Here is a 22783-nt window from a genome sequence, read left to right on the forward strand (position 1 = left end):
TTAAAATTAATCCTAAATTAGCCTTTATAGTTTTTGTCTTGATTCTTGACTCTTGATTTTCTCCCCACGTATTAAAAAAAACAACACCATGATCACTACTTCGGCCATTTTAAACACCGCTATAACCGATTTTTTGCAAACCAGATCACCCGATGATAATTGGGATTTAAAACCCGCACCCGGTAAATGGTCAAAAAAAGAGGTCATTGGCCACCTGATTGACAGCGCCCAAATAAACCTGCAGCGCTTTGTACGCTGCACTTACGAGGAGAACTTTAAACTGGTTTATGAGCAGGATATTTATGTTGCTGTACAACATTACCAGGATGCTGATATTAAAGAAGTGCTTGACCTTTGGATTTTGCTTAACAGGCAAATAATAAGGGTTTGGGAAAATTACCCGGCCGACAGGCTGACCGCCCGTTGCGATAACAGCAAAGGCGAACCCAACCTTCAAACTGTTGAATGGCTGGCTAATGATTATGTTGAACATTTAATGCATCATTTAAAAACTATTTAATTATATGGCAGGATACTCCGGTACACCGTTGGCAAAAAAGCTGGGCATAAAGGCTTCGGCAACAGTAATGCTGATTAACGCCCCCGATTATTATTTGCAGTTATTTACCGACATGCCGGCCGAAGTTTACTTTGTGGATGATGCCGGTGTTAAAAAAGATCTTATCCATTTTTTCACAAAAAGCCAGGACGAGTTTTTAATTAATTTGCCGCAATTGATGAAGCAAATAAAACCCGATGGCATGATCTGGGTGTCGTGGCCCAAAAAAGCATCAAAAGTGGTTACCGATATTACTGAAGACGTAATCCGCAATTTCGCACTTAAAATAGGGCTGGTTGATATAAAGGTTTGTGCCGTGGACGAGATTTGGTCGGGTTTAAAATTGGTTATTCCGGTAAAGGACAGGAAATCATTGGCTTAAAACTTTTTTGGTAATAACAGCGTAAACAATCATCAGCTATTATTTGCAAACGCCAACAATTACCTAACTTAGCATCATCATAAATTTAATACTATGGCCACAATAGAACTTAAACGTGTGCATGGCGATTTCGGCTTTGAGGCCGTGGATTCCATTGGTCACACAGTAAAAATGGATAGCAGCCCCGAAAGTGGTGGCGAAGATTTTGGGATACGCCCGATGCAAATGCTGTTAATGGGCCTTGCAGGTTGCTCGGCAATTGATGTTATCAGCATTTTAAAAAAACAACGCCAGGAAGTAAAGGACTATAAAATGGTGGTTAACGGCGAACGCGAAGCCGGCAAAGAACCTTCGTTATGGCAGGATATCGAAGTTGAATTTCACTTGTATGGCGATATTGATGAAGATAAAGCAGCCCGCGCGGTTGAATTATCATTAAACAAATATTGTTCTGTAGCTGCTACGCTTGGTAAAGCCGGCGCCGATATTAAATCGAAGGTGTTTGTTCACCCGGCAGTAGAGATATAACGACAATAAAATCTATTAAAGTTCTGGTAAAGTTCCGGGGAAATTAAAGGGACTTATTTAAAACGTAAAAAGCGATGGCTATAAACCATCGCTTTTTACGTTTTAACCTCAGGCTCTTACTCGCCTTCAAAAAAATCTATTAATCCGCCAAAGTAGCTATGGGTCCAGCCATCGGTTATATCGTCAAAATCCTCATCGGGAATGTTGGTGTGCTCAATTTCGGCAAATGTGCCTTGTTTATCGGGGTGTAGTTTTATGGTAACTACAAAATCATCTGATTTACCTTCAGAATACCATTGCGGTACAATTTTCTCGGGATGATAAATGGTTGGCAGCCGATGAGGTTTAAAACAGTGTTTGCTGCCGGCATTTTTCAATGGTGTACCAGCCCGTACCAGGGTGTTTCACCCCGTACCACCCCGTACCAGGTTGTTTCAGGGTGTGTCATCCCGTACCGGTACACACACTTTTGGGCTTGTAATGCTTGCTTGATTAACCAACACGCGGTTGGTAAAGGCTAAGCTTTTTGTAATACAGCCCTGTAAGTACTTTATTAAACATAAAAAGCGACGGATTATAACCATCGCTTTTTATGTTTTAACCTCCGGCCGTCACTCGCCTTCAAAAAAGTCTATCAATCCGCCAAAGTAGCTATGGGTCCAGCCATCGGCAATGTCATCAAAATCCTCATCGGGTATGTTGGTGTGCCTAACTTCGGCAGATGTGCCTTGTTTATCGGGGTGTAGTTTTATGGTAACTATTGAATCGTCTGATTTACCTTCAAAATACCATTGCTGTACAATTTTTTTGCCGGGCTCAAATTCTATGTTTTTACCAACAATGCTGCCATCCCACATAGAGAATTCCGACCCTGGTTCGGTACTCATTTGAGCTGTTTCACCTGTCCATAACTCAATAGTGACGGGATTGGTAAGGGCCATATAAATTTCGTCGGGCGTTGCCGGTATGCTGTAGTATTTTTTAAAATCTTTCACCTGCGCAATTTAGCAAGATTATTTTAAACGTTTACAGGTCCTATTGGTAATACCACACGACCGTAAACCTCATTTAACACATTGGCAATACCAGTGTATATAGCCGATGCGCCGCAAATAATACCCTCGTAACCCGCCAGGTGTTTAATAGCAGGATTACCTGTTGCATCGCCCGCCACTAATAAAAAGAATAATATGGTTAGCGATCCAAAAACAAACTGCAATGCGCGGTTCAATTTTAACGTGCCAAAAAACAAAAGCAAGGTGAATACTCCCCAAACTGATAAATAAGCACACATAGCGCCTTCAGATGCTGCTGTAGCCCAGCCCAGTTTTGGCATTACAATAAGGCCAACTAACGATAGCCAGAAAAATCCGTACGATGTAAATGCAGTTAGCCCGAATGTGTTATTCTTTTTTGCCTCAATAACGCCTGCAATAACCTGTGCCAGGCCGCCGTAAAAAATGCCCATAGCCAGTATCATGCCGTTCATTTCAAAAAAACCGGCGTTATGGATGTTTAACAAAACGGTGGTCATACCGAAGGCGCAAAGCCCAAGCGGCGCCGGATTAGCAATGCCGTCCTTTACAGGGGCAGGTGTAGTAGGGATCATGTTGGTTTAGTATTAGTTGGTTTATAACGCAAGCTAATTGATTTATGATTATTTTACAATTTTATTTACAACTCTGCACTTACTTTTGCGTTAAGTAAATACCTATGCAAAAAATAGTATTGATACGCCACGGTGAAAGTATTTTTAATCTCGAAAACCGTTTTACCGGTTGGGAAGATGTCGATTTGTCTGAAAATGGCTATCAGCAAGCCCACAAAGCAGGGCAGATCCTTAAAAAAAATGGTTATAACTTTGATGTCGGTTTTACCTCGTATTTAAAGCGATCAATTAAAACCATGCATTTTATATTGGAGGAGTTGGATCATTTATGGATTCCGGTTGAAAAATCATGGCGGCTTAATGAACGTTTTTATGGCGCGTTACAGGGAATGAACAAAGATGAAGCCATAGCCAAATACGGTGCCGAACAGGTTCAAAAATGGCGGCGCGACCCCAATGAACACCCGCCTGCTGTTACCCGCGATGATCCAAGGTTTCCCGGTCACGATTTGCGCTATAAAAATTTAACAGATCGCGAGCTACCACTCACCGAAAACCTTAGCGAGACAATGGATAGGGTATTGCCCTTTTGGAACGAAACCATTGTAAGTGCTATGCGCCGCAACCAAAAGGTAATTGTAGTTGCCCATGGCAACAGCCTGCGTTCATTAATTAAGTATATAGATTGCCTTACCGATGAGCAGGTGACTCAACTTGAAATCCCCACAGCTACACCATGGGTTTATGAACTGGACCACGGGTTAAACCAGATAAGGCATTATTATTTGGATTGAGATTTGATTTTCATGGAGATATGCAGCGTATTTGTTTATCTTAGTCGTCCCGATTAACTATAAACCATACGCTAAAACAAAAAATGAAGAAGTCTGATATTTATGAAATAACCATAAAGATACTTGGTGTTTACCTGTTGGTTTCCAACCTATCCAAAGTCCCCGGTTTTTTCACCTTTTTAAAAACGTTTAATGCTCTTTCAGGCTCCGACCATGCTTCTGAGCAAATGAACCTGTTTTGGTTAAATATCATAAACTTTATTTTTATACTGGCCTTGTCTATTTTTTTAATAGCCGGTACGAAGTTGATTACCAGGGCAGTTACTACCGCAACAGATAAGCAAGAAAATGTAAAACTGTTTGCTGATAGAAAAGTGATATACGAGATAGCACTTATTATCATCGGTGGCCTGCTTATTGTTAATAACGTTCCTGATTTGCTGTACCGCATATACAACATGTCCAGCGAAAACGATAAAAACGCGGTAATATCATCGATAACAAAAGTATTTGTAGGTATTTTAGCAGTGGCCTTTGGTAAGCGCATAGCTATCTTTTTTGCGAAATAATAAACAGATACTAAATCCCTACAAATAAGAGAGGCCCGTCCGGGCCTCTCTTATTTGTAAACTCAATAAAGTAGATTTAATATACATTGACGCGCTGAGGCCCGCTTATACTGACGCCAGGCCAACCCCGGTAAGCTGACCAGCAAATGCAACAAATGCCTTTCCTTCAGCTATTTGCGATTGGTTATCAATCAGGTTTTGTAAATTAACTTTTCCAATCACAAATTTATAATCACCTGAGTAATAGCGCTCTTTTATGGATATAAATTTCAAATCTTCTACCAAACGTTCGTCATCATACCTTAAATAGATGTCAAACTCTACATTATTGGTAAATTGAAGTCCGGTTTTTTCCTTGGCTTTTTTGTATTCATACTGATAGCTATAGCGCAATGCAGCTATATCTGATAGCACGGCCGATCCGGTAGGATGGCCGCCAGCGCCTTTTCCAAAAAAGAATTGTTGGTCGGCAAAAGCGGCCTGCACTGTTACACCATTGTACTCGTACTCCACGTTATATAAAAATTCGGTACTGTTAACAAATTTAGGCAATACAAACATGGCCACATTGCTATCGTCCAATTCTTTAGCTACCGGAACCAGTTTAATTTTCAGATTCTTTTCGCGGGCATATTGTAAATCCTGGGCAGCAAGGTTCTGGATGCCTAAATTAAAAACTTCATCTGGCTGTACTATAACGCCATAGGCATGTGCCGCAGCAATTACCAGCTTATATTTGGCATCGTAACCACCTACATCGCTGGTTGGGTCGGTCTCAGCAAAACCAAGGTCTTGCGCCTGTTTTAAGGCGCTATCATAATCAAGCCCCTCAATAAAGCCCTTGGATAGAATATAATTAGATGATCCGTTAAAAATTCCACTTATAGAGTGCAGTAATTCATTATCATAATACTCTTCCAGATTACGGATAATAGGGATGCTACCGCAAACCGCGCCCTCGTATAATAATGACGTGCCATGCGTATGCTGTAGCTCAATCAACTCTTCCAAATGAAGCGCTATCATTTTTTTACTGGCCGATACCACGTTTTTGCCGCTGCTTAATGCTCTTGATACTATTTCAAAAGCCGCTTCAGTATCGTTAATCAATTCTACAATGGTATTAATCTCCGGGTTGTTTAACAACTCGTCTCTATCTGTGGTGAATAAATCTGCCGGCAGGGACCTTTCTTTGTGCGGATCCTTGATAGCAAATTTTACAATTTCGATGTTTAAATTTTTTGTCTTGATGATATCATATAACCCCTGTCCAACTACGCCAAATCCAAATAATCCTATACTTAACTTTTTACTCATTACGCTGTACGTTGCAATTCTATAATTTTTCCTTTTACATCAGTTTTAAAAAACGATGTGATAATATTTGTTAATGCTTCTGTTTCAATTAAAAAACCATCGTGGCCATAAAACGAATCCAGTTCGGCAAAGGCCGATTTGGGAATGTGCCTGAACAGGTATTCCTGCTCCTCGATGGTAAATAACACGTCCGACTTGATGCCAATAACCAGGGTACGGGCTTTGATAAGGCTTAGTGCTTTCTCAACACCATTTCGGTTACGGCCTACATTGTGCGAGTCCATCACCTTGGTTAAATACCAATAGCTATAGGCATTAAACCGGTTCACCAGCTTTTGGCCCTGGTAATCCTGGTAGGTTGATGCCTTAAAATTATCGGTTTTGCTATCAACCTCCTCCTGTTGTGTTATACCGTAAGTTTTATAAGTACGGTAAGAGAGCAGGGCTATGCTCCTGGCAGCCTTCAAGCCGTTTTGCCCACCTTCGATAGTGTTATTGTTGAAGGTCGTGTCAGCACTTAAAGCCAAACGCTGCGACTCATTAAACGCGATGCCCCATGGCGAATGACGCGCGTTGGTGGCTATCAAAATAAGGTTTTTGATACGGTTTGGTTCAATAATACCCCACTCAATGGCCTGCTGGCCGCCCAATGAGCCACCAATGAGGATATGAATATTGCCGATGCCCAAATGGCTGGCTAATAACTGGTGTGCTTTTACTATATCTCTGATAGTAAACTGCGGGAATGTTAAAAAATACGGCAAACCAGTTGCCGGATTCGTGCTTAAAGGGTTGGTTGTACCGTATGGCGAACCCAAAATATTGGCACAAACTATAAAATGTTCTTCCGGGTTGAATTTATTTCCAGTGCCCACAAAACCTTTCCACCAATCAAAAACATCGGCATTAGCTGTCAGGGCGTGGCATACCCATACCACATTGTCCCGCTCCTTGTTTAAGCGGCCATACGTATGAAAGCCTATCTCCAGTTGCTGTAGTTGTTCGCCCGATTCCAGCTCAAAAGTTTGTGTGTACTTAAATATTTCTGTATTCATTCTTCTATCATGTTGATAGTGGTGAATGGGCAGTAGTGAGTGGTGAGGTTTTTATTCACTCACCATTCACCACTCACTACTCACCACTACGCTAATTCGGCCTGCGCCTCTTTTATTTTGGCAAATGCCTGTTCAAAATCTGCTTTTATATCGTCAATATGCTCAATACCAACCGCTACCCTTAACGATGTTGGGGTAACGCCTGCCGAAAGCTGTTCTTCATCTGATAGCTGCTGATGTGTTGTTGCAGATGGCTGAATGATCAATGTTTTAGCATCGCCCACATTGGCCAGGTGGCTTACCAGTTTCAGGTTATCAATTAATTTACCCGCTGCTTCTTTATCGCCATCAATCTCGAAAGACAACACCGCTCCGAAACCATTTTTCAGGTATTTTTTTGCTAATTCGTGGTACGGGGATGATGCTAATCCCGGATAGTTTACTGATGCTACCTGCGGATGCTGATCAAGCCATTTGGCCAGTTCCAATGTATTATCCACATGGCGTTGCACCCGCAATGATAGTGTTTCCAATCCCTGGATGTTGAGCCATGAATTAAACGGCGATTGCGAAGGGCCAAAATCGCGCAATCCTTCTACACGTGCACGAATAATAAACTGAATGTTGCCAAACGGACCGCCAATGCCAAATACATCTGCAAAAACCAACCCGTGGTAACCTTCGGATGGCTCGGTAAACTGCGGAAACTTGCCGTTGCCCCAGTTATAAGTGCCACCGTCAACAATAACACCGCCAATGCTGGTGCCATGGCCGCCAATCCATTTGGTGGTTGATTGTACTACTACGCTTGCGCCATGCTCCAACGGACGGAATAAATAGCCGCCTGCTCCAAAAGTATTATCTACAATAAGCGGCAAGTCGTATTTTTTTGCCAGCGCGCCAACTTTATCAAAATCGGCAATTGTAAAACCAGGGTTACCTATAGTTTCCAGGTAAATGGCTTTGGTTTTATCATCTATTAAAGCTTCAAGGCTTTCGGCGGTATCGTCTTTGGCAAAACGCACATCAATGCCCAAACGTTTAAAGGCTACTTTAAACTGGTTGTAAGTGCCGCCATATAAGAATGGCGAGCTCACAAAATTATCGCCAACCTGTAATATGTTATTTAAAGCGATAAACTGGGAGGCCTGGCCCGATGCAGTGGCCAAAGCCGCAGCACCACCTTCTAAAGCGGCAATGCGTTTTTCAAACACATCGGTAGTGGGGTTCATTAAGCGGGTATAAATATTGCCAAACTCTTTTAGTGCAAACAGGTTGGCACCATGCTCGGCACTTTTAAATACGTACGAAGTAGTTTGGTAAAGCGGTACCGCGCGTGAGCCTGTAGTAGGATCAACTTCCTGGCCGGCGTGTAATTGTAAGGTTTCGAATTTTAAGGCTGACATAGTTGTAGATTTTGAAAGGTTATAATTAAATTTTGTTGTTTAGATGGATTTTAGCAAGCTGATAAAATGTTTACCAGTTTTACAACACGTATGTTTTCAGGGATTGAAAAAAGGGACGTATTAAACATCAACAGCAGCAACACATACAAATATTGCCGATAGAAGGGCTAATATGTTGCATGTTACCGTTTTGGGTATTAAAAATGTTGCTTTTAGTAATTGTATTAAAACTTTTCATGGCTATAAATTTATATCCCCCGGTGTTATTTGCCGGGACAGGAATTGGCACCTTCTCCAAAATTGAAGGGTTGCCAGCGGGTCAGTGAGCCTGATCTCTCGCCGCTTCTTTATAAATCAATACCCGAACTATGCGGAGAATTGATTGACTATGGTATTGCTACCAAATAATGCTTCAAAGATAAGCGGATATTTATTTAAATACCAAATTTTATTTTTATTAAAAGGCGAAAGGGTAGATGTTACTTACCCTTTCGCCTGCTTAAACAACCTGTATATGCAAATGTTTTTTTAAACGGGAGTTTGTCGAATTAAGGAATTATTTGAATTTTCAAAATTCTGGAAATTCAAATAATTCGACAAATTCCGGTTTAGACAGAGGTTCATTCTGTTAATTCTGATTTCAGACAGTTGGGTTTGCTGAATAATCTTTCCAAAGTTCATCCAGCGTTTTGCCGGTTTGCTGTTTCCAGGTATCGTCGGTAAAAGTATGGTCGCGCATTTTGCCATCGAAAGTTTTCACAATTCCAGGCTTGCTTTTTTCCAGCCACGCCAGGAAACGCGCGGTAACGCGGTAACTGTTATCATAATTTTGAGTGGTCTTGTATGCCGGTAACGACCAGTTTGCTGCCGGATTATTAACGCCAAATTTAAACCGGGCATAATCGGCAATACCTTCTGTTAACCAGCCCGGGCCGGTGCTTTGGCCATAATCCTGTACAATGTGCATTACTTCGTGAGTTACTACATCAATGTCTTCCGGGCGTTGGTGCATCCAGCGCGAACTTATGGTAACAATGCCGTTTGCAGTTTCGGCAACGCCTTTGTAGCTGGTATCTATAATCATGGTAACTGCTTTCAGTGTTTTTTTGTTGTAGGCATTTGCCAGCTCAGGATATACTCTATAAAACGTGTTTATCAGTTTGGTTTTCAATGCGGTATCAAGCGTATTATCATAGTTGATAAAGGTAAGCTTGTAACCGTTTTTGTTGTAGTTACTGGTTTGCTGGGCGTAGGAAGTGCCTGCCATCAGCATTAAAAACAGGATAGATAAGATTGATGTTTTTTTCATTGTTTTGGATAAATAGATTGAATTTCAAAACTACAATTTTAATTTAAACCCGAATATTAATACCATTCGTTTATCAGTATCGTTACATAAAAAGTTATTAATTTTGCCCGCATAACATTCATGGGAATTATCCCGACATCTATGACCGATAGCAACAATTTATACCAGTTGGCAGTTACATTATTGCAGCAGCTGATATCTATACCATCATTCAGTAAAGAAGAAGACCGCACCGCAGATCTGATTAACGAGTTTTTACAACAACACGGTGTAACCACCCATCGCAAGCTTAACAATATCTGGGCCTGGAACAGGCATTTTGATCCGGCAAAGCCAACAATACTGCTCAACTCACATCACGATACCGTGAAACCTAACTCTGGTTACACACGCGACCCATATGATGCCAGGATTGAAGATGGTAAGCTATTTGGCCTGGGCAGCAATGATGCCGGCGGGTGCCTGGTATCGTTGATAGTGGTATTTCTTTATTTTCATGACAGGGAAAACCTGAAATATAATTTTTGCCTGGCGACCACTGCCGAAGAGGAGATCTCTGGCGTAAACGGACTTGAATTGATTATCCCCGAACTGGGTAAGCTTGATTTCGGAATAGTAGGCGAGCCTACACTAATGCAGCTGGCCATTGCCGAACGTGGTTTAATGGTGCTGGATTGTACCGCTCATGGCCGAGCCGGCCATGCAGCCCGCGAAGAAGGTGATAACGCTATCTATAAAGCGCTAACAGATATTGAGTGGTTCCGCAGCTTTAAGTTCCCTAAAGAATCGGAAGTTTTTGGGCCGATCAAAATGTCGGTTACTATTATCAACGCAGGTTCGCAGCATAATGTGGTGCCGGCAAGTTGTGTGTTTACTGTTGATGTTCGGGTTACCGATGCCTACCGAAATGAGGAGGTTCTGGAAATCATCCGCCAGCATGTAAGCTGCGATGTAAAGCCAAGATCTATCCGCTTAAAACCATCATCAATTCCCAAAGAGCATGCTATTGTGCAGGCAGGTTTAGCTTTGGGCCGTACAACTTATGGCTCTCCAACTACTTCAGATCAGTCGTTGCTGGATATCCCATCCGTCAAAGTTGGCCCTGGCGATTCGGCAAGGTCACACACCGCTGATGAGTTTGTATATATAGATGAGATAAAGGAGGGGATTGAATTGTATATCAAAATGTTAAAGAGCATTAATTAACCCCTAAGCCCCTTAACCCCCTGAAGGGGGAACTTTTTGAATTACTAATTTGAATTTTCAACTATGGTTCCCCCTTTAGGGGGTTAGGGGGCTTAATCGGTTAGGGAGCTTCCGGCCAACGCAATAGCGACACCCAAAAGCACAGCCCCCATTTTTCGTAAATTGAATTTATGATCGGCACTTGATTCAAATAAAATTGTGGTGGATATGTGCAGGAATATACCAATAACCATACCCATTATCCGGTTAAAGTAATGCTGCAGGTTACCAATGTTGCCGGTGCTTAATGTATTGCTAAAAAAGTATCCGGCCGGCGCCATTACGGCAAATAACAAAATGAAAAACACGGTTTTATTACGGCCTTGCTTGTTGGTAAGCAGCACGGTGCCTAAAGCAAATGCGGCCGGTATATGGTGCAATGCTATGCCATAAACCAACTGATCCTGGTTACCTTGCGCCAATGGCATGCCCTCTAAAAAAGCGTGCAGGCAAAGGCTTACCATAATACCTACCGGAAAAACCACCAGGTCGTGCTGGTGTTTGTGCATGTGGCCATGCTCAATGCCGTCAGAAAATAGCTCTAAAACAATCTGGAAAAGAAACCCGATCAGGATAAATACGCCCACATAATTATCATTGCCGTGGTAAGCATCAGGTATTAAATGCAAAACGGTTATGCCAAACAGGTATGCCCCGCTGAAAGACAACACAAGCTTGAGCATTTTATGATTATCGCCCCTGAATAAAAAAACAGATAAACCACCAAATGAGGCGCTTAAAAACAATAGTAAAACTTTCCAGATCTCCATTAAAAGGCAGGTTGTATTCTTTTAAAAATAAAGGCAAACAGCATCCCTACAAGCGAGCCATAAATAGCCCCGCAAATTACATCAACAGGAAAATGCACTCCCACATACACCTGGGCAAATGACACCAGCGCGGCCCAAAAAATTGCAGCAAACCATACCCAGCGCCATTTTTTGCCAAAAACAAGGCATAAAAATATAGCCATGGCAAAATGATCTGTTGCATGGGTTGACGGGAAGCTGTAACCCGTACCGCATGGAATGCGGTTAATATCGGTTAAACCAACTACCGGATCGCGGCAGGGGCGAAGCCTTTGTACCTGGTGCTTGATGAGCGTAGCGCTCGTAAAATCGGCAAAGCCAGCAGTTGTTGCTAACAGGACGATGATTATAGCGCCCACTTTTTTATATCGCCATAAAGAAAAAACAATAATGAAAATATACAGCGGAATCCAGAATTTAGGATTACGAAACCAGGGCATAACCAGATCAAAGAACGGATTAGTCAGGTCGTGGTTGATGAAATAAAATAAATGCCGGTCGAGTTGTAAGATGTAATCAGGCATTGATGAATTTTATAGTAAAGCCCCAAAGTTATCAAATACTTTAAACAAGTTTTATAGCAGGCGGCTAATTACAGATAAAAGACTCATGTTTTACCAGCTATATACAGATAAAAGCTAAACGGCGTTATCTGTGGTAAAAGAAGCAAATAGTTATAAAATAGTTTTTTGAAGTTGTTTGAGGCCTTTTTTACTGAGCAAACGTTTGCAGAAAAATATAAATTGTACAAGCCTGTCGTTTAAATATTTTACTTTTGTCCAACAAAAACAAATACAATTTTGACACTTATAAAATCAATTTCGGGGATACGCGGTACCATTGGTGGTGCCGCCGGCGATGGTTTAACACCGCTGGATATTGTAAAATTTACGTCGGCTTATGGCTCCTGGGCAGTAAAAAAATCGGGAATCAAAAAAATTGTGATAGGCCGCGATGCCCGCATATCGGGCGCCATGGTTAATAACCTGGTAATAGGTACCTTACAAGGCCTTGGCATAGATGTAATTGACCTTGGCCTTTCAACCACGCCAACTGTTGAAGTTGCAGTTACAGGCGAGCAGGCAGCAGGCGGCATTATTTTAACCGCAAGCCACAACCCTAAACAATGGAACGCGCTTAAACTGCTTAATGCCGATGGTGAATTTATAAGCGATGCGGATGGTAAAGAAGTGCTGGAAATTGCCGAAAACAGCGATTTTACGTACGCTGATGTGAACGATCTTGGTAAAGTTACGATGGACGATAGCTGGCTTCAAAAACATATAGACCTTGTACTGGCTTTGCCACTGGTTGATGTGGAAGCTATAAAGAAGGCCGATTTTAATATTGTAATTGATTGTGTAAATTCTACCGGAGGTATTTTTGTACCTGCCTTGCTAAAAGCATTGGGTGTAAATACCGTTCACGAATTGTATTGCGAGCCCGACGGCAATTTTCCGCATAACCCGGAACCGTTGCCGGAAAACCTGACAGCTTTGTCAAAAGAAGTATTAAATAAACGCGCCCATTTGGGGATAGCTGTCGACCCTGATGTTGACCGCCTTTGCTTTGTTTGCGAGGATGGCAACATGTTTGGCGAGGAATATACGCTGGTTGCAGTGGCCGATTATGTGCTGCAGAATAATTTGGGCAATACGGTATCCAACCTGTCATCAACCCGCGCGTTGCGCGATGTTACCGAAACTGCCGGCGGCGAATACCACGCATCGGCAGTAGGAGAGGTGAACGTGGTTAACAAAATGAAATCGGTTAATGCTGTTATTGGCGGTGAAGGTAATGGCGGCATTATTTATCCCGAAATACATTATGGCCGCGATGCTTTAGTGGGTATTGCCTTGTTTTTAACCCACCTGGCTAAATACGGCCAATCGGTTTCAAACCTGCGCCGGTCATATCCCGGTTATTTTATTTCGAAAAATAAGATCACTTTAACCCCCGAAATGGACATTGATGCCCTTTTGAGTAAGGTTGAAGAAAAATATATGAAGCAACCGCACTCAACAATTGACGGTTTGAAAATAGAATTTGATAAAGAATGGGTACATTTGCGTCGTTCAAATACTGAACCGATTATCCGTATTTACTCCGAGGGCAATTCAGAAACGGTTGCAAACGGGCTGGCAAATAAGATAATCGCTGATATTAAAGAGATTTTGAATTAATTTTTGGATTATTGATTTAATGAATTATTGAGTTAGGCATTAACCGAATCATTAAGTTTGAATTAATAATTGAGTTATTGAATTACTGAATTATTGATTGAAGAATCAGTTTAATTCATTGATTACGATAACGATGTGTGTTAATTCCAATCATTAAGTCTTAATTTAATAAAGAGTTTTTACAAGTTAACTGACCCATTTGTTGCATTATCGGATTAATGAATTGTTGATCGAAGGATCTGTTTAATTCAATAATTCAGTAATTCAATAAATCAATAATTACTATAACGATGCGTGTTTATTTTGATAATGCTGCTACTACGCCGCTTGACCCTGAAGTTTTAAAAGAAATGTATAAAGTGATGGAAAACCATTATGGGAACCCATCGTCAATCCATTCACACGGCAGGGAGGCACGCACGTTAATCGAAAAATCGCGCAAAACCATAGCCGGGTTGCTGCATACTTCGCCTGCCGAGATATTTTTTACATCAAGCGGTACCGAAGCCGATAATACCGCTATCCGCTGCGGCATAATTGATCATGGTATTACCCATGCCATAACCAGCCACATTGAGCACCATGCCGTATTACATACGCTGGAGGCTATGGAAAAATCGGGTACCATCAAATTAAGTTTTGTTAATATTGATAGTAAAGGCAATGTAGATTACGATCACCTGGAAACTTTACTAAAAGACAATGCCAGGAGTTTTGTATCTATTATGCACGCTAACAACGAGATTGGCACCTTATCGGATATGAACCGCATTGGCGACCTTTGCGAGGCTTATAACGCCATTTATCATTGCGATACGGTACAAACCATGGGACACTACCAGCATGACCTGAGCAAGCTTAAAACTCATTTTTTGGTTTGCGCCGGTCATAAACTGCATGGGCCTAAAGGTGTTGGATTTTTACACATTAACCACCGCATTAAAATAAAGCCTTTAATATATGGCGGCTCGCAGGAGCGCAACATGCGTGGCGGTACCGAAAATATTTACGGAATTGTTGGCCTGGCAAAAGCTTTGGAGTTGGCTTATGCCGAAATGGAGCAACACGAGGCTCATATACAGGGCCTAAAATCATACATGCTGGGTAAATTAACCAGCGAAATTCCCGGCGTAAATTTCAACGGCGAAACCGATCCTGAAAAAAGTTTATACACTGTACTCAACGTTGCTTTCCCGGAAATGGAAATGGCCGATATGCTGTTATTTAATTTAGATATCAGTGGCATATCAGCATCAGGTGGCAGCGCCTGCAGCTCGGGCACCGATATTGGCTCGCATGTACTTACCTCGATAGGTGCAAGCTCATCCAGACCATCGGTAAGATTCTCTTTCTCCAAATACAACACCAAAGACGAAGTTGATTTCACGGTAGCCAAGGTAAAGGAACTTTGTTTGGTGAGCGCGTAAATTGCTGATTAGTGTGTTATTGCGGGGGACGAAGCAATCGCCAACTACGTATATCCGCTTTGAACAGTCCGCGATTGCCGCGCTACGCTTACAATAAAGTGTTTGTAAGTTATTGACCATCAATATCAAACTACCGTCATTGCGAGGTACGAAGCAATCCTCTATATGCTAACTCCCACATAGTTGGGGATTGCTTCGTACGTTATAATGACGTGTTTATAAGTCACTGATTGTCAATATCAAATATCCGTCATTGCGAGGCACGAAGCAATCCCCGACATGTAAGTCCCATATAGTTTGGGATTGCTTCTTGCCTCGCAATGACGGTAGTTTTGGACATTGATTTAACTATATTTCGTTACACGTCATCCCCATTTTTTTCAGGATCATCCTGATGGATACTCGCAATGACGATAGGTTGGAACATTCGTTTAACTATATCCGTCGCATGTCATAACGATTTTTTTCAGGTTTTACCTGATGGATACTCAATAACGTAATGCTCTTTCAGTATTTTTTTAATGCTACAAATCCTTCATCTGCACATCTGACACGGCGAAGCCCTCAACGAAGTTAATCTGCACATCGATGCCGAAAGTTATTTTCTTAATTAGAAAACAATATAGTATTTTAATGGGTTTACTAATTAGTAACTAAAATTAAAACCTATGAGTATGCATAATGAAACCTGGGAAAACCAGGATAGCAATTATCAAAATGCCCGTTCGGTTTCTGCGAACAACGGCGATGCCTATAACGCGAACCGTGATTTGGAAGATGATGGCGATGATTTGGACGAAGAGTTTGATGTAAGCGGCGAGTATCCAAACGAAACGCCCGAAGAACGTAAAACAAGAACAGAAGGCGTTGGCAGCCATTCCCAGGCCGAAGTTGACCAGCCTGATAGAAGCGCCGATACATCTTATAGCGAACAAACCGACGTAACCCCGCCAAATAAAAAGGAGTTTCCATCAGTGGGACCTGCTAAAACAGATTTTGCAAGTCGCCCTCAGGGCCGGACAACAGGCCGCATGGTAGGGCATGAGCCGGGTACCGAAGGTATATAAGCTTGATAATTAAATCATTATAGAACTCACTGCTTGAAAATAAGAAGGGGCTATCCGTACCGGCCTGCCTCTTCTTTGTTATCATTTCTTCCAATAACCGGATAACCCCTTTGCCATCCTAACTTGAAAATTTCGTGACCCTATAAAAAGAAATAACATTGTTAAAAGAACGGTCATAAGCAGTCTGCACAACCATGACAGCAATTACCTCTCCGCATGCTTTTCGGAATACTAAAAAGAATAATAATGAGTTGATATAATATACAAGGTTTATGACAACGACCTAAAATCCCACACATAATCAGGATGCCCGGGCTTACCATCAATTGAATGCACAGCTATAAACCAAGTATCTATTGATGTTTTGTAGAATTAATATTTTAACCTAAAATATAGAGGAGGATAAAATCATGAGAAAGTATGGAGAACTAAACCAAAACCAGGGGAACGACGTGTGGATAAGGGGCACTAACGTTAATGCGGATATGACGACGGGTAATCATACGCTTGAAAGGAATGGCCCAAACAGAAAAAATCTGAAAGTTTTGCATGAAGACGGCAGCTTTGCCGATCTTCCCGATCGTGATATACCGGGGGCCGGTGCACTATCGGGCTGTATAACAAAATGATTTTCGATATAAAAACAAAGGCCACCCAAAACGGGCAGCCTTTGTTTTTATATCGAATTAAAGAAACTCAGTTTTTCATCATCTTTAAAAACGACGCCAGTTTCTCTTTCATCTCTCTGCGGTCAACTATAAAATCAAGGAAACCGTGTTCCTGAACAAACTCTGCGGTCTGGAATCCTTTTGGCAAGTCTTTTTTGATAGTTTCTTTAATAACCCTTGGGCCGGCAAAGCCAATCAATGAACCAGGCTCGGCAATGTTTATATCGCCCAGCATAGCATATGACGCCGTAACGCCGCCTGTTGTAGGGTCGGTTAATAAAGATATATAAGGTATTTTAGCCTGCGATAATAAAGCCAGCTTAGCCGATGTTTTGGCCATTTGCATTAATGAAAATGCGGCTTCCATCATCCTTGCACCACCAGATTTGGATATCATCAGGAAAGGGATTTTGTTGGCTATGCTGTGATCTATCGAGCGGGCAATTTTTTCGCCTACTACCGAACCCATAGAACCGCCGATAAAATTAAAATCCATACAGGCAATCACAATGTCTTGTCCGTCAATTTTGCCAACAGCTGCACGGATAGCATCCTTCAAGCCGGTTTTTGCCTGGGTTTCTGTTAACCTGTCGGTATATTTTTTGGTGTCTTCAAAATGCAACGGATCGCCTGATGTTAAATCGGCAAATAATTCTGTAAACTCGTTATTATCAAACAAAACAGAAAAATACTCTTTTGAACCTATACGCAGGTGAAAGCCACAGTAATGGCAAACATATTGATTTTCAACCTGCTCAGAATAGTGTAAAGGTTTCTTACAATTAGGGCACTTATTCCAGATACCATCAGGGGTTTCCTTCTTTTCCTCAGTAGTCGTAATTATCCCTTTCAACTCTCGTTTAAACCACGCCATATCTATGTCTAACTCTTTCAATTGACTACAAAGAAACGAAAAAAATTATAAACTGTTTAAATATGGATTGGTAATAAGTTTATAAAAATTGCCACACGTTAACTTTCCTCTTGTAACCAGGTATATAACACGGTTTAATGATAAAGAGCTGACGGAGGGCGCTGTCGGGCTTTGAACCACTAAAATGTATTTTTGCCGCGGCTTGAAATTGTATTTAGTTAAAAATAAGGCGTTTAAATTAAACATTATCGTTTTTAATTTGTAACATTATATTTTTAATTACCTAAATTTTAACCCTATGAAATCCGATAACCTTGTACTTGTGTTTGTTCACGGCTGGAGTGTTACCAACCTTAACACCTACGGCGAATTACCCCTGCGTTTAATGAATGAAGCTTCAAGCATTGCCCCGACAGTAACAGTTAAGGATATTTACCTTGGGCAATACGTCAGCTTTCATGATGAAGTACAGTTGCATGATATTTCCAGGGCTTTTGAACATGCAGTTCGGGAGCAGTTATCGGCCGAGATACTTGCAAATAACCGTTTTGTTTGTATAACCCATTCTACCGGCGGCCCTGTGGTAAGGGAATGGTTTGATTTTTATTATAATAAACCAGGTGCGCCTGTTTGCCCTATGAGCCATTTGATTATGCTGGCGCCAGCCAACTTTGGCTCGGCTTTAGCACAATTAGGAAAAAGTAAAATAAGCCGGTTAAAATCGTGGTTTGAGAAAGTGGAGCCGGGACAAGGCGTGCTTAACTGGCTTGAACTTGGCAGCGATAAATCATGGGACTTGAATGAAAAATGGATAAAAGGAAAAGGAGGGGAGATTGGCGAAAATGGTATTTTTCCGTTTAGTATAATAGGACAGTCTATCGACCGCGCATTTTATGATAACCTTAATTCGTACACCGGCGAACTGGGTTCCGATGGGGTGGTAAGATCGGCCGCGGCTAATTTAAATGCTACTTATGTGAGTGTAAAGCAAGGGCCGGTTGTTAATACCGATGGTAAAGATACACCAGAGGCGATGACAGTGGAGTTTGATACTGCCCCTAAAACAGCCTTCAGGGTGGTTAAATGGAAAGCTCACTCGGGCACCACCATGGGAATTATGGCCAGCCCCAAAGAAGACGGGAAAGATGATTCCGCAGAAAGTGCTGCATTGATTGAAGCGATATTGGATTGTATTAAGGTTAATAACATAAATGATTATGATACGCTTATTGATGCATTTGCTGCCCAAACAGATGAAGTTCAGGCAGTGGAGCAGGTGGAGAAAGTATCTGAGGGCTTTTTCCTGCATGACAGGTATTTTATTCACGATAGGTTTTCGATGGTAATTTTCAGGATTCATGACTCGGAGGATTATCCGGTAACAGATTATGACCTTATTTTTACCGCCGGCGACAATGCAGATCCCAATCATCTGCCCGAGGGCTTTTTTGCCGACAGACAGCGAAATAGTATATCGCCGCAAACAGTAACGTATTTTGTTAATCATGATGTGATGAATGGTTGTGCAGGTATTAAATATGATGGGAAAGAATTACGGCCGGCATTACCGGGAGCAAAAAAGTTGGGCCTCATTGTAAATCCGCGGCCGGATAATGGATTTATTAAATATGTGCCATTTGAAATAAATGCCGCGGATGAATTTTTGAAAAAAGTTATACAGCCCAATTCAACTACTCTTATAGACATTTGCCTGCAGCGCGTGGTTAGCCAGCAGGTGTTCGGGCTCATCCAATATGATGGGCCAATGCCTTATAATCATGATTTTAGCGACCTGGATGCGGGTACTGACTATGTAAATTGATTAGCCGCCTGCCTTTAAGATTAACCAAATATTATGAAAATGATAAAAAAAGCATAAGATTTAATTGAATTTTGCCCTTTTGTTACTTTTTATCCCCTTAAAACTATCGTTTTAATATACTTTGCTTATTTAACTGAACAAAATGTTAATATTCAACTATTAATAGTAACATTTCTTATCAAAAACAAAGAAATTTTATAACTTCGAGGCCCAAATAAAAGCTCATGGATTTAAAAAATTATAAAGGTGTTCTGCACGGCGATCAGGTGCAGGAACTGTTTGAAGCAGCTAAAAAGCATCAGTTTGCTTTGCCGGCGGTAAACGTTATAGGTACCAATACTATTAACGCAGTTATGGAAACAGCTAAGCTGGTAAATTCCCCGGTTATTATTCAGCTTTCAAATGGCGGTGCGCAATTTTACGCCGGCAAATCATTAGATAATTCAAAACTGCAAGCCTGTATTTTAGGTGGTGTATCAGCTGCAAAGCATGTTCACTTGCTGGCCGAACATTACGGTGTTGCCGTAATTTTGCATACCGACCATGCCGCAAAAAAATTATTACCATGGATTGACGGCCTGTTAGATTATGGCGAGAAGTTTTTTGCCGAAACAGGCAAGCCACTTTTTTCATCGCACATGCTTGATCTTTCTGAAGAACCTATCGAAGAAAATATCGAGATATCTGCTAAATACCTGGAGCGTATGGCCAAAATGGGCATGACACTTGAAATTGAATTAGGTGTTACCGGTGGCGAAGAAGACGGCGTTGACAACTCTGATGTTGACAGTTCGCGTTTATATACCCAGCCAGAAGAGGTTTCTTACTCATATGAGCATTTATTAAAAGTGAGCCCACGTTTTACAGTGGCAGCTGCTTTTGGTAACGTACATGGTGTGTACAAACCAGGCAACGTTAAATTGCAGCCGGTTATTTTGCATAACTCACAAGAGTATGTAAAACAAAAATTCAACTTAACCGAAGAAAAACCTATCAACTTTGTATTCCACGGCGGTTCTGGTTCAAGCCAGGAAGAAATCCGCGAGGCTATTTCATATGGTGCTGTTAAAATGAATATTGATACCGATATGCAATGGGCATACTGGGAAGGTATTAAAGATTACTATAAATCAAAAGAAGGATATCTGCAATCGCAAATTGGCAGCCCTGATGGCGAAGATTCTCCAAACAAAAAATATTATGATCCGCGCGTATGGTTACGTAAAGGCGAAGAAAATTTTGTTAAAAGACTTGCGGCGGCTTTCGAAGATCTTAATTGTATCGATGCCACCAACAAATTATAATAATCATTTTAAAACTACTAAAGCGCCGGTGCAACAAATGTACCGGCGCTTTGTTGTTTAGTCAAAATGGTTACTAAACAACATCTGCAAAATGGTTAAGATTAAAAAAAAGAAAAAAAATCTGTTTGAAAGGTTTGCCAATTGGGCAACTAATGCTACCGGTAGTTCGGCCGCCTTTATAGGCGCGGTATCTATCATCATCATATGGGGAGTAACTGGGCCCATTTTTCAGTACTCCAATACCTGGCAGCTTATTATTAATACCGGTACAACAATAGTTACTTTTTTAATGGTTTTTTTGATCCAGAAATCACAAAATAAAGATTCAAAAGCCATACATTTAAAATTGAACGAACTGCTGGCCTCGCACCAGGGAGCAAGTAACCGGATGGTTGATATCGAAGACTTAAATGAGATGGAGCTTGATCAGTTGCATAAGTTTTATGTACAGCTATCTGACCTTGCCGAATTGGAAGATGACATCACCTGCACCCATTCGATTGACGCGGCCGCTGAAAACCATAATAGCAAATTAGAGCACCTTAAAGCAAGCCCACATTACATCAATGCCATCAAAAATCGAAGTAAAAAAAGTAATTGAACAAACAGAACTGGATAAGGCATCGGCCATTAGATATGAAGTATTTGTTATTGGCCAGGATTGCCCCCCCGAGCTTGAGGCTGAATTTGATGAGGAATCCACACATTTTTTGGCAACAGTGAATGGAGAACCGGCCGGTGCCTGCCGCTTTAGGAAAACCGAAAAAGGCTATAAATTGGAACGATTTGCTGTACTACAAAAATTCCGGGGGCTGGGTATTGGCCAGACCCTTGTAAAAGCGGCGCTGGAGGCCTTGCCGGCCGACGCAGATTACATTTACCTGCACGCGCAGGTACAGGCAGTATCACTATATACCAGGTTTGGTTTTGTGCAGTCGGGGTCAGAGTTTGAAGAAGCTGGGATGAGGCATTATAAAATGGTTAAAAAATAATGCAATTTGTTCATAAGCAATATTGAACTATACAAGTAGACAACATAGGCCGCGATTCTGTATACAGCCCGCAAGCTACTCAAATAACTCCTGCTCATCTGTATAATAAGTTTTCCTTGAGCCTTCTTTTACTTTGATTTCTGCGCCTTTTGGACTGTGGGTTTTCTTTGAGTTATGGATCAGCATAAAATCGCGAACCTCACCGTTAATGATGTCCGGATTTGATTTAAGGATCGCCTTTTCAGCATCTTTTAAAACACGATGAATTGAATCAGTAAGATCATTAAGCCTGGCTTCGGGTATTTTGTTGCTTACCGAAAAAGGGGAGATGCCCGCATGCCACAATATTTCGTCGGCGTAGGCATTGCCTATACCCCGGATGATCTTTTGATCTAATAGAACAGTTTTTATGTTGGTTTTGGTTTTAACTAACCGTGTTTTCAAAAAATCGGCATTAATTGCCATGGCATCCGGCGATTCTTTTTCTTCAGGGTTTAAGGTTGGATTGGCGATTCCCTGGAAGTCAGTTAGCACCAGGCCGGTACCATCGGTAAAATGTAATTCGATGATGGGATATTTATTTTCGTTTTTTCCATCAAACAAAAACAACTTGCCGTGCAGCATCAGGTGCAGGGCAAGTATATCACCTTTGCCGAATTTTAAATAAAGCTCTTTGCCCTCGCGGTACACCTTATCCAGCTTTTGGCCTTCAAGGGTTTCTTTTAACTGTTGATGGGTTACATTAAGCTTTTTGGCATTAACTATAACAACATTCTTAACGGTTTTACCACTAAGTTTTTTATCAAGGTTGTGGCTGAAAGCCTGCAGATCGGGTAGTTCGGGCATGGTAGTTGATGTTTTAAA

At 41.4% G+C, this 22783-nt stretch carries 25 protein-coding genes and 1 riboswitch; of the genes, 14 read left to right on the plus strand and 11 right to left on the minus strand.

Annotated elements, in window-relative coordinates; translation table 11 throughout:
• Nucleotides 1-88: 88 nt before the first annotated feature.
• The 3 genes from PQ469_RS13075 (at nt 89) to PQ469_RS13085 (ending at nt 1469) form a co-directional block, all read left to right on the plus strand.
• A complete protein-coding gene (locus tag PQ469_RS13075) occupies nt 89-520 on the plus strand; it encodes a DinB family protein (protein WP_274213356.1) in 432 nt (143 codons plus the stop codon).
• 4 nt (nt 521-524) lie between these two features.
• Nucleotides 525-941 carry a DUF3052 family protein gene (locus PQ469_RS13080; protein WP_090650243.1) on the plus strand — a complete coding sequence of 139 codons (417 nt, stop codon included), beginning with the start codon at nt 525-527 and terminating at the stop codon, nt 939-941.
• 93 nt (nt 942-1034) lie between these two features.
• Nucleotides 1035-1469, plus strand: coding sequence for an OsmC family protein (locus PQ469_RS13085; protein WP_090650246.1), 435 nt, complete (start codon nt 1035-1037; stop codon nt 1467-1469).
• A 116-nt stretch (nt 1470-1585) separates the two neighbouring features.
• Here the strand turns inward: PQ469_RS13085 and PQ469_RS13090 are convergent, their stop codons facing one another.
• The 3 genes from PQ469_RS13090 to PQ469_RS13100 form a co-directional block, all read right to left on the minus strand.
• Nucleotides 1586-1846, minus strand: a complete 261-nt coding sequence (locus PQ469_RS13090; protein ID WP_274213357.1) for an SRPBCC domain-containing protein — start codon at nt 1844-1846, stop codon at nt 1586-1588.
• Nucleotides 1847-2080: 234 nt separating this feature from the next.
• Entirely contained in the window at nt 2081-2464 is a 384-nt protein-coding gene (locus tag PQ469_RS13095; protein ID WP_090651008.1) for an SRPBCC domain-containing protein, read from the minus strand.
• 23 nt (nt 2465-2487) lie between these two features.
• Nucleotides 2488-3078, minus strand: coding sequence for an acetate uptake transporter (locus tag PQ469_RS13100; RefSeq protein ID WP_274213358.1), 591 nt, complete (start codon nt 3076-3078; stop codon nt 2488-2490).
• Nucleotides 3079-3182: 104 nt separating this feature from the next.
• Between PQ469_RS13100 and gpmA the strand changes: the two genes are divergently transcribed.
• Together gpmA and PQ469_RS13110 are read left to right on the plus strand one after the other, a co-directional pair.
• Entirely contained in the window at nt 3183-3872 is a 690-nt protein-coding gene (gene gpmA, locus PQ469_RS13105; protein ID WP_274213359.1) for a 2,3-diphosphoglycerate-dependent phosphoglycerate mutase, read from the plus strand.
• Nucleotides 3873-3955: 83 nt separating this feature from the next.
• Complete coding sequence (locus PQ469_RS13110) at nt 3956-4441, plus strand: hypothetical protein (RefSeq protein ID WP_274213360.1); 486 nt, start codon at nt 3956-3958, stop codon at nt 4439-4441.
• A 105-nt stretch (nt 4442-4546) separates the two neighbouring features.
• Here the strand turns inward: PQ469_RS13110 and PQ469_RS13115 are convergent, their stop codons facing one another.
• From PQ469_RS13115 to PQ469_RS13130, 4 genes are all read right to left on the minus strand, one after another.
• The gene (locus PQ469_RS13115; RefSeq protein ID WP_274213361.1) at nt 4547-5758 is read right to left on the minus strand and encodes a homoserine dehydrogenase; all 1212 of its coding nucleotides are present in this window, start codon (nt 5756-5758) and stop codon (nt 4547-4549) included.
• On the minus strand, nt 5758-6813 hold the full coding sequence (locus PQ469_RS13120; RefSeq protein WP_274213362.1) for a homoserine O-acetyltransferase family protein: 1056 nt from the start codon (nt 6811-6813) through the stop codon (nt 5758-5760). The genes PQ469_RS13115 and PQ469_RS13120 overlap by 1 nt, the downstream gene beginning before the upstream one ends.
• A gap of 86 nt (nt 6814-6899) precedes the next feature.
• A complete protein-coding gene (locus PQ469_RS13125) occupies nt 6900-8219 on the minus strand; it encodes an O-acetylhomoserine aminocarboxypropyltransferase/cysteine synthase family protein (RefSeq protein ID WP_274213363.1) in 1320 nt (439 codons plus the stop codon).
• 245 nt (nt 8220-8464) lie between these two features.
• Nucleotides 8465-8575: riboswitch (SAM riboswitch) on the minus strand.
• Between the two features lie 284 nt (nt 8576-8859).
• Nucleotides 8860-9528, minus strand: a complete 669-nt coding sequence (locus tag PQ469_RS13130) for a basic secretory protein-like protein (RefSeq protein ID WP_274213364.1) — start codon at nt 9526-9528, stop codon at nt 8860-8862.
• Between the two features lie 141 nt (nt 9529-9669).
• On the opposite strand from PQ469_RS13130, the gene PQ469_RS13135 reads away from it, so the two are divergent.
• Nucleotides 9670-10734 (plus strand): M20 family metallo-hydrolase, encoded by a 1065-nt coding sequence (locus tag PQ469_RS13135; RefSeq protein WP_274213365.1) that lies wholly within the window; start codon nt 9670-9672, stop codon nt 10732-10734.
• A 92-nt stretch (nt 10735-10826) separates the two neighbouring features.
• Here PQ469_RS13135 and PQ469_RS13140 read toward each other — a convergent pair whose 3' ends face one another.
• Complete coding sequence (locus PQ469_RS13140) at nt 10827-11543, minus strand: ZIP family metal transporter (protein ID WP_274213366.1); 717 nt, start codon at nt 11541-11543, stop codon at nt 10827-10829.
• The gene (locus tag PQ469_RS13145) at nt 11543-12106 is read right to left on the minus strand and encodes a phosphatase PAP2 family protein (RefSeq protein WP_274213367.1); all 564 of its coding nucleotides are present in this window, start codon (nt 12104-12106) and stop codon (nt 11543-11545) included. Before PQ469_RS13145 ends, PQ469_RS13140 begins: the two co-directional genes overlap by 1 nt.
• A 276-nt stretch (nt 12107-12382) precedes the next feature.
• Between PQ469_RS13145 and glmM the strand changes: the two genes are divergently transcribed.
• The 4 genes from glmM to PQ469_RS13165 all read left to right on the plus strand — a co-directional run bounded on the left by glmM (nt 12383) and on the right by PQ469_RS13165 (nt 16888).
• Nucleotides 12383-13765, plus strand: coding sequence for a phosphoglucosamine mutase (glmM, locus tag PQ469_RS13150; protein ID WP_274213368.1), 1383 nt, complete (start codon nt 12383-12385; stop codon nt 13763-13765).
• Between the two features lie 290 nt (nt 13766-14055).
• Nucleotides 14056-15192, plus strand: a complete 1137-nt coding sequence (locus PQ469_RS13155; RefSeq protein WP_274213369.1) for a cysteine desulfurase family protein — start codon at nt 14056-14058, stop codon at nt 15190-15192.
• A 668-nt stretch (nt 15193-15860) separates the two neighbouring features.
• Nucleotides 15861-16259: a hypothetical protein gene (locus tag PQ469_RS13160; protein ID WP_274213370.1), complete on the plus strand. Its 399-nt coding sequence runs from the start codon at nt 15861-15863 to the stop codon at nt 16257-16259.
• Nucleotides 16260-16669: 410 nt separating this feature from the next.
• The gene (locus tag PQ469_RS13165) at nt 16670-16888 is read left to right on the plus strand and encodes a hypothetical protein (RefSeq protein ID WP_274213371.1); all 219 of its coding nucleotides are present in this window, start codon (nt 16670-16672) and stop codon (nt 16886-16888) included.
• A 67-nt stretch (nt 16889-16955) separates the two neighbouring features.
• Here the strand turns inward: PQ469_RS13165 and accD are convergent, their stop codons facing one another.
• The gene (accD, locus tag PQ469_RS13170; RefSeq protein ID WP_090651024.1) at nt 16956-17801 is read right to left on the minus strand and encodes an acetyl-CoA carboxylase, carboxyltransferase subunit beta; all 846 of its coding nucleotides are present in this window, start codon (nt 17799-17801) and stop codon (nt 16956-16958) included.
• Between the two features lie 298 nt (nt 17802-18099).
• Here accD and PQ469_RS13175 point away from each other — a divergent pair, with 298 nt between their 5' ends.
• The 4 genes from PQ469_RS13175 to PQ469_RS13190 all read left to right on the plus strand — a co-directional run bounded on the left by PQ469_RS13175 (nt 18100) and on the right by PQ469_RS13190 (nt 21919).
• Entirely contained in the window at nt 18100-19623 is a 1524-nt protein-coding gene (locus PQ469_RS13175) for a lipase family protein (RefSeq protein ID WP_274213372.1), read from the plus strand.
• Nucleotides 19624-19847: 224 nt separating this feature from the next.
• Nucleotides 19848-20927: a class II fructose-bisphosphate aldolase gene (fbaA, locus tag PQ469_RS13180; protein ID WP_274213373.1), complete on the plus strand. Its 1080-nt coding sequence runs from the start codon at nt 19848-19850 to the stop codon at nt 20925-20927.
• A gap of 91 nt (nt 20928-21018) precedes the next feature.
• Nucleotides 21019-21528, plus strand: a complete 510-nt coding sequence (locus PQ469_RS13185; protein ID WP_274213374.1) for a low affinity iron permease family protein — start codon at nt 21019-21021, stop codon at nt 21526-21528.
• On the plus strand, nt 21494-21919 hold the full coding sequence (locus tag PQ469_RS13190) for a GNAT family N-acetyltransferase (protein WP_274213375.1): 426 nt from the start codon (nt 21494-21496) through the stop codon (nt 21917-21919). The genes PQ469_RS13185 and PQ469_RS13190 overlap by 35 nt, the downstream gene beginning before the upstream one ends.
• Nucleotides 21920-21994: 75 nt before the next feature.
• Here PQ469_RS13190 and PQ469_RS13195 read toward each other — a convergent pair whose 3' ends face one another.
• On the minus strand, nt 21995-22765 hold the full coding sequence (locus tag PQ469_RS13195) for a DNA-formamidopyrimidine glycosylase family protein (protein WP_274213376.1): 771 nt from the start codon (nt 22763-22765) through the stop codon (nt 21995-21997).
• Nucleotides 22766-22783: the final 18 nt, after the last annotated feature.

The sequence above is a fragment of the Mucilaginibacter sp. KACC 22773 genome (genome assembly GCF_028736215.1).
Lineage (GTDB): Bacteria > Bacteroidota > Bacteroidia > Sphingobacteriales > Sphingobacteriaceae > Mucilaginibacter.

Excerpts from the sequence above, each read along its gene's own strand:
- accD (WP_090651024.1), bottom strand. The coding sequence starts at position 17,801 with ATGGCGTGGTTTAAACGAGAGTTGAAAGGGATAATTACGACTACTGAG.
- PQ469_RS13075 (WP_274213356.1), top strand. The coding sequence starts at position 89 with ATGATCACTACTTCGGCCATTTTAAACACCGCTATAACCGATTTTTTG.
- PQ469_RS13160 (WP_274213370.1), top strand. The coding sequence starts at position 15,861 with ATGAGTATGCATAATGAAACCTGGGAAAACCAGGATAGCAATTATCAA.
- PQ469_RS13165 (WP_274213371.1), top strand. The coding sequence starts at position 16,670 with ATGAGAAAGTATGGAGAACTAAACCAAAACCAGGGGAACGACGTGTGG.
- PQ469_RS13085 (WP_090650246.1), top strand. The coding sequence starts at position 1,035 with ATGGCCACAATAGAACTTAAACGTGTGCATGGCGATTTCGGCTTTGAG.
- fbaA (WP_274213373.1), top strand. The coding sequence starts at position 19,848 with ATGGATTTAAAAAATTATAAAGGTGTTCTGCACGGCGATCAGGTGCAG.
- PQ469_RS13190 (WP_274213375.1), top strand. The coding sequence starts at position 21,494 with ATGCCATCAAAAATCGAAGTAAAAAAAGTAATTGAACAAACAGAACTG.
- PQ469_RS13110 (WP_274213360.1), top strand. The coding sequence starts at position 3,956 with ATGAAGAAGTCTGATATTTATGAAATAACCATAAAGATACTTGGTGTT.
- PQ469_RS13115 (WP_274213361.1), bottom strand. The coding sequence starts at position 5,758 with ATGAGTAAAAAGTTAAGTATAGGATTATTTGGATTTGGCGTAGTTGGA.
- PQ469_RS13130 (WP_274213364.1), bottom strand. The coding sequence starts at position 9,528 with ATGAAAAAAACATCAATCTTATCTATCCTGTTTTTAATGCTGATGGCA.
- PQ469_RS13155 (WP_274213369.1), top strand. The coding sequence starts at position 14,056 with ATGCGTGTTTATTTTGATAATGCTGCTACTACGCCGCTTGACCCTGAA.
- PQ469_RS13120 (WP_274213362.1), bottom strand. The coding sequence starts at position 6,813 with ATGAATACAGAAATATTTAAGTACACACAAACTTTTGAGCTGGAATCG.
- PQ469_RS13145 (WP_274213367.1), bottom strand. The coding sequence starts at position 12,106 with ATGCCTGATTACATCTTACAACTCGACCGGCATTTATTTTATTTCATC.
- PQ469_RS13100 (WP_274213358.1), bottom strand. The coding sequence starts at position 3,078 with ATGATCCCTACTACACCTGCCCCTGTAAAGGACGGCATTGCTAATCCG.
- PQ469_RS13185 (WP_274213374.1), top strand. The coding sequence starts at position 21,019 with ATGGTTAAGATTAAAAAAAAGAAAAAAAATCTGTTTGAAAGGTTTGCC.
- PQ469_RS13135 (WP_274213365.1), top strand. The coding sequence starts at position 9,670 with ATGACCGATAGCAACAATTTATACCAGTTGGCAGTTACATTATTGCAG.
- PQ469_RS13080 (WP_090650243.1), top strand. The coding sequence starts at position 525 with ATGGCAGGATACTCCGGTACACCGTTGGCAAAAAAGCTGGGCATAAAG.
- PQ469_RS13175 (WP_274213372.1), top strand. The coding sequence starts at position 18,100 with ATGAAATCCGATAACCTTGTACTTGTGTTTGTTCACGGCTGGAGTGTT.
- PQ469_RS13195 (WP_274213376.1), bottom strand. The coding sequence starts at position 22,765 with ATGCCCGAACTACCCGATCTGCAGGCTTTCAGCCACAACCTTGATAAA.
- PQ469_RS13140 (WP_274213366.1), bottom strand. The coding sequence starts at position 11,543 with ATGGAGATCTGGAAAGTTTTACTATTGTTTTTAAGCGCCTCATTTGGT.
- gpmA (WP_274213359.1), top strand. The coding sequence starts at position 3,183 with ATGCAAAAAATAGTATTGATACGCCACGGTGAAAGTATTTTTAATCTC.
- PQ469_RS13125 (WP_274213363.1), bottom strand. The coding sequence starts at position 8,219 with ATGTCAGCCTTAAAATTCGAAACCTTACAATTACACGCCGGCCAGGAA.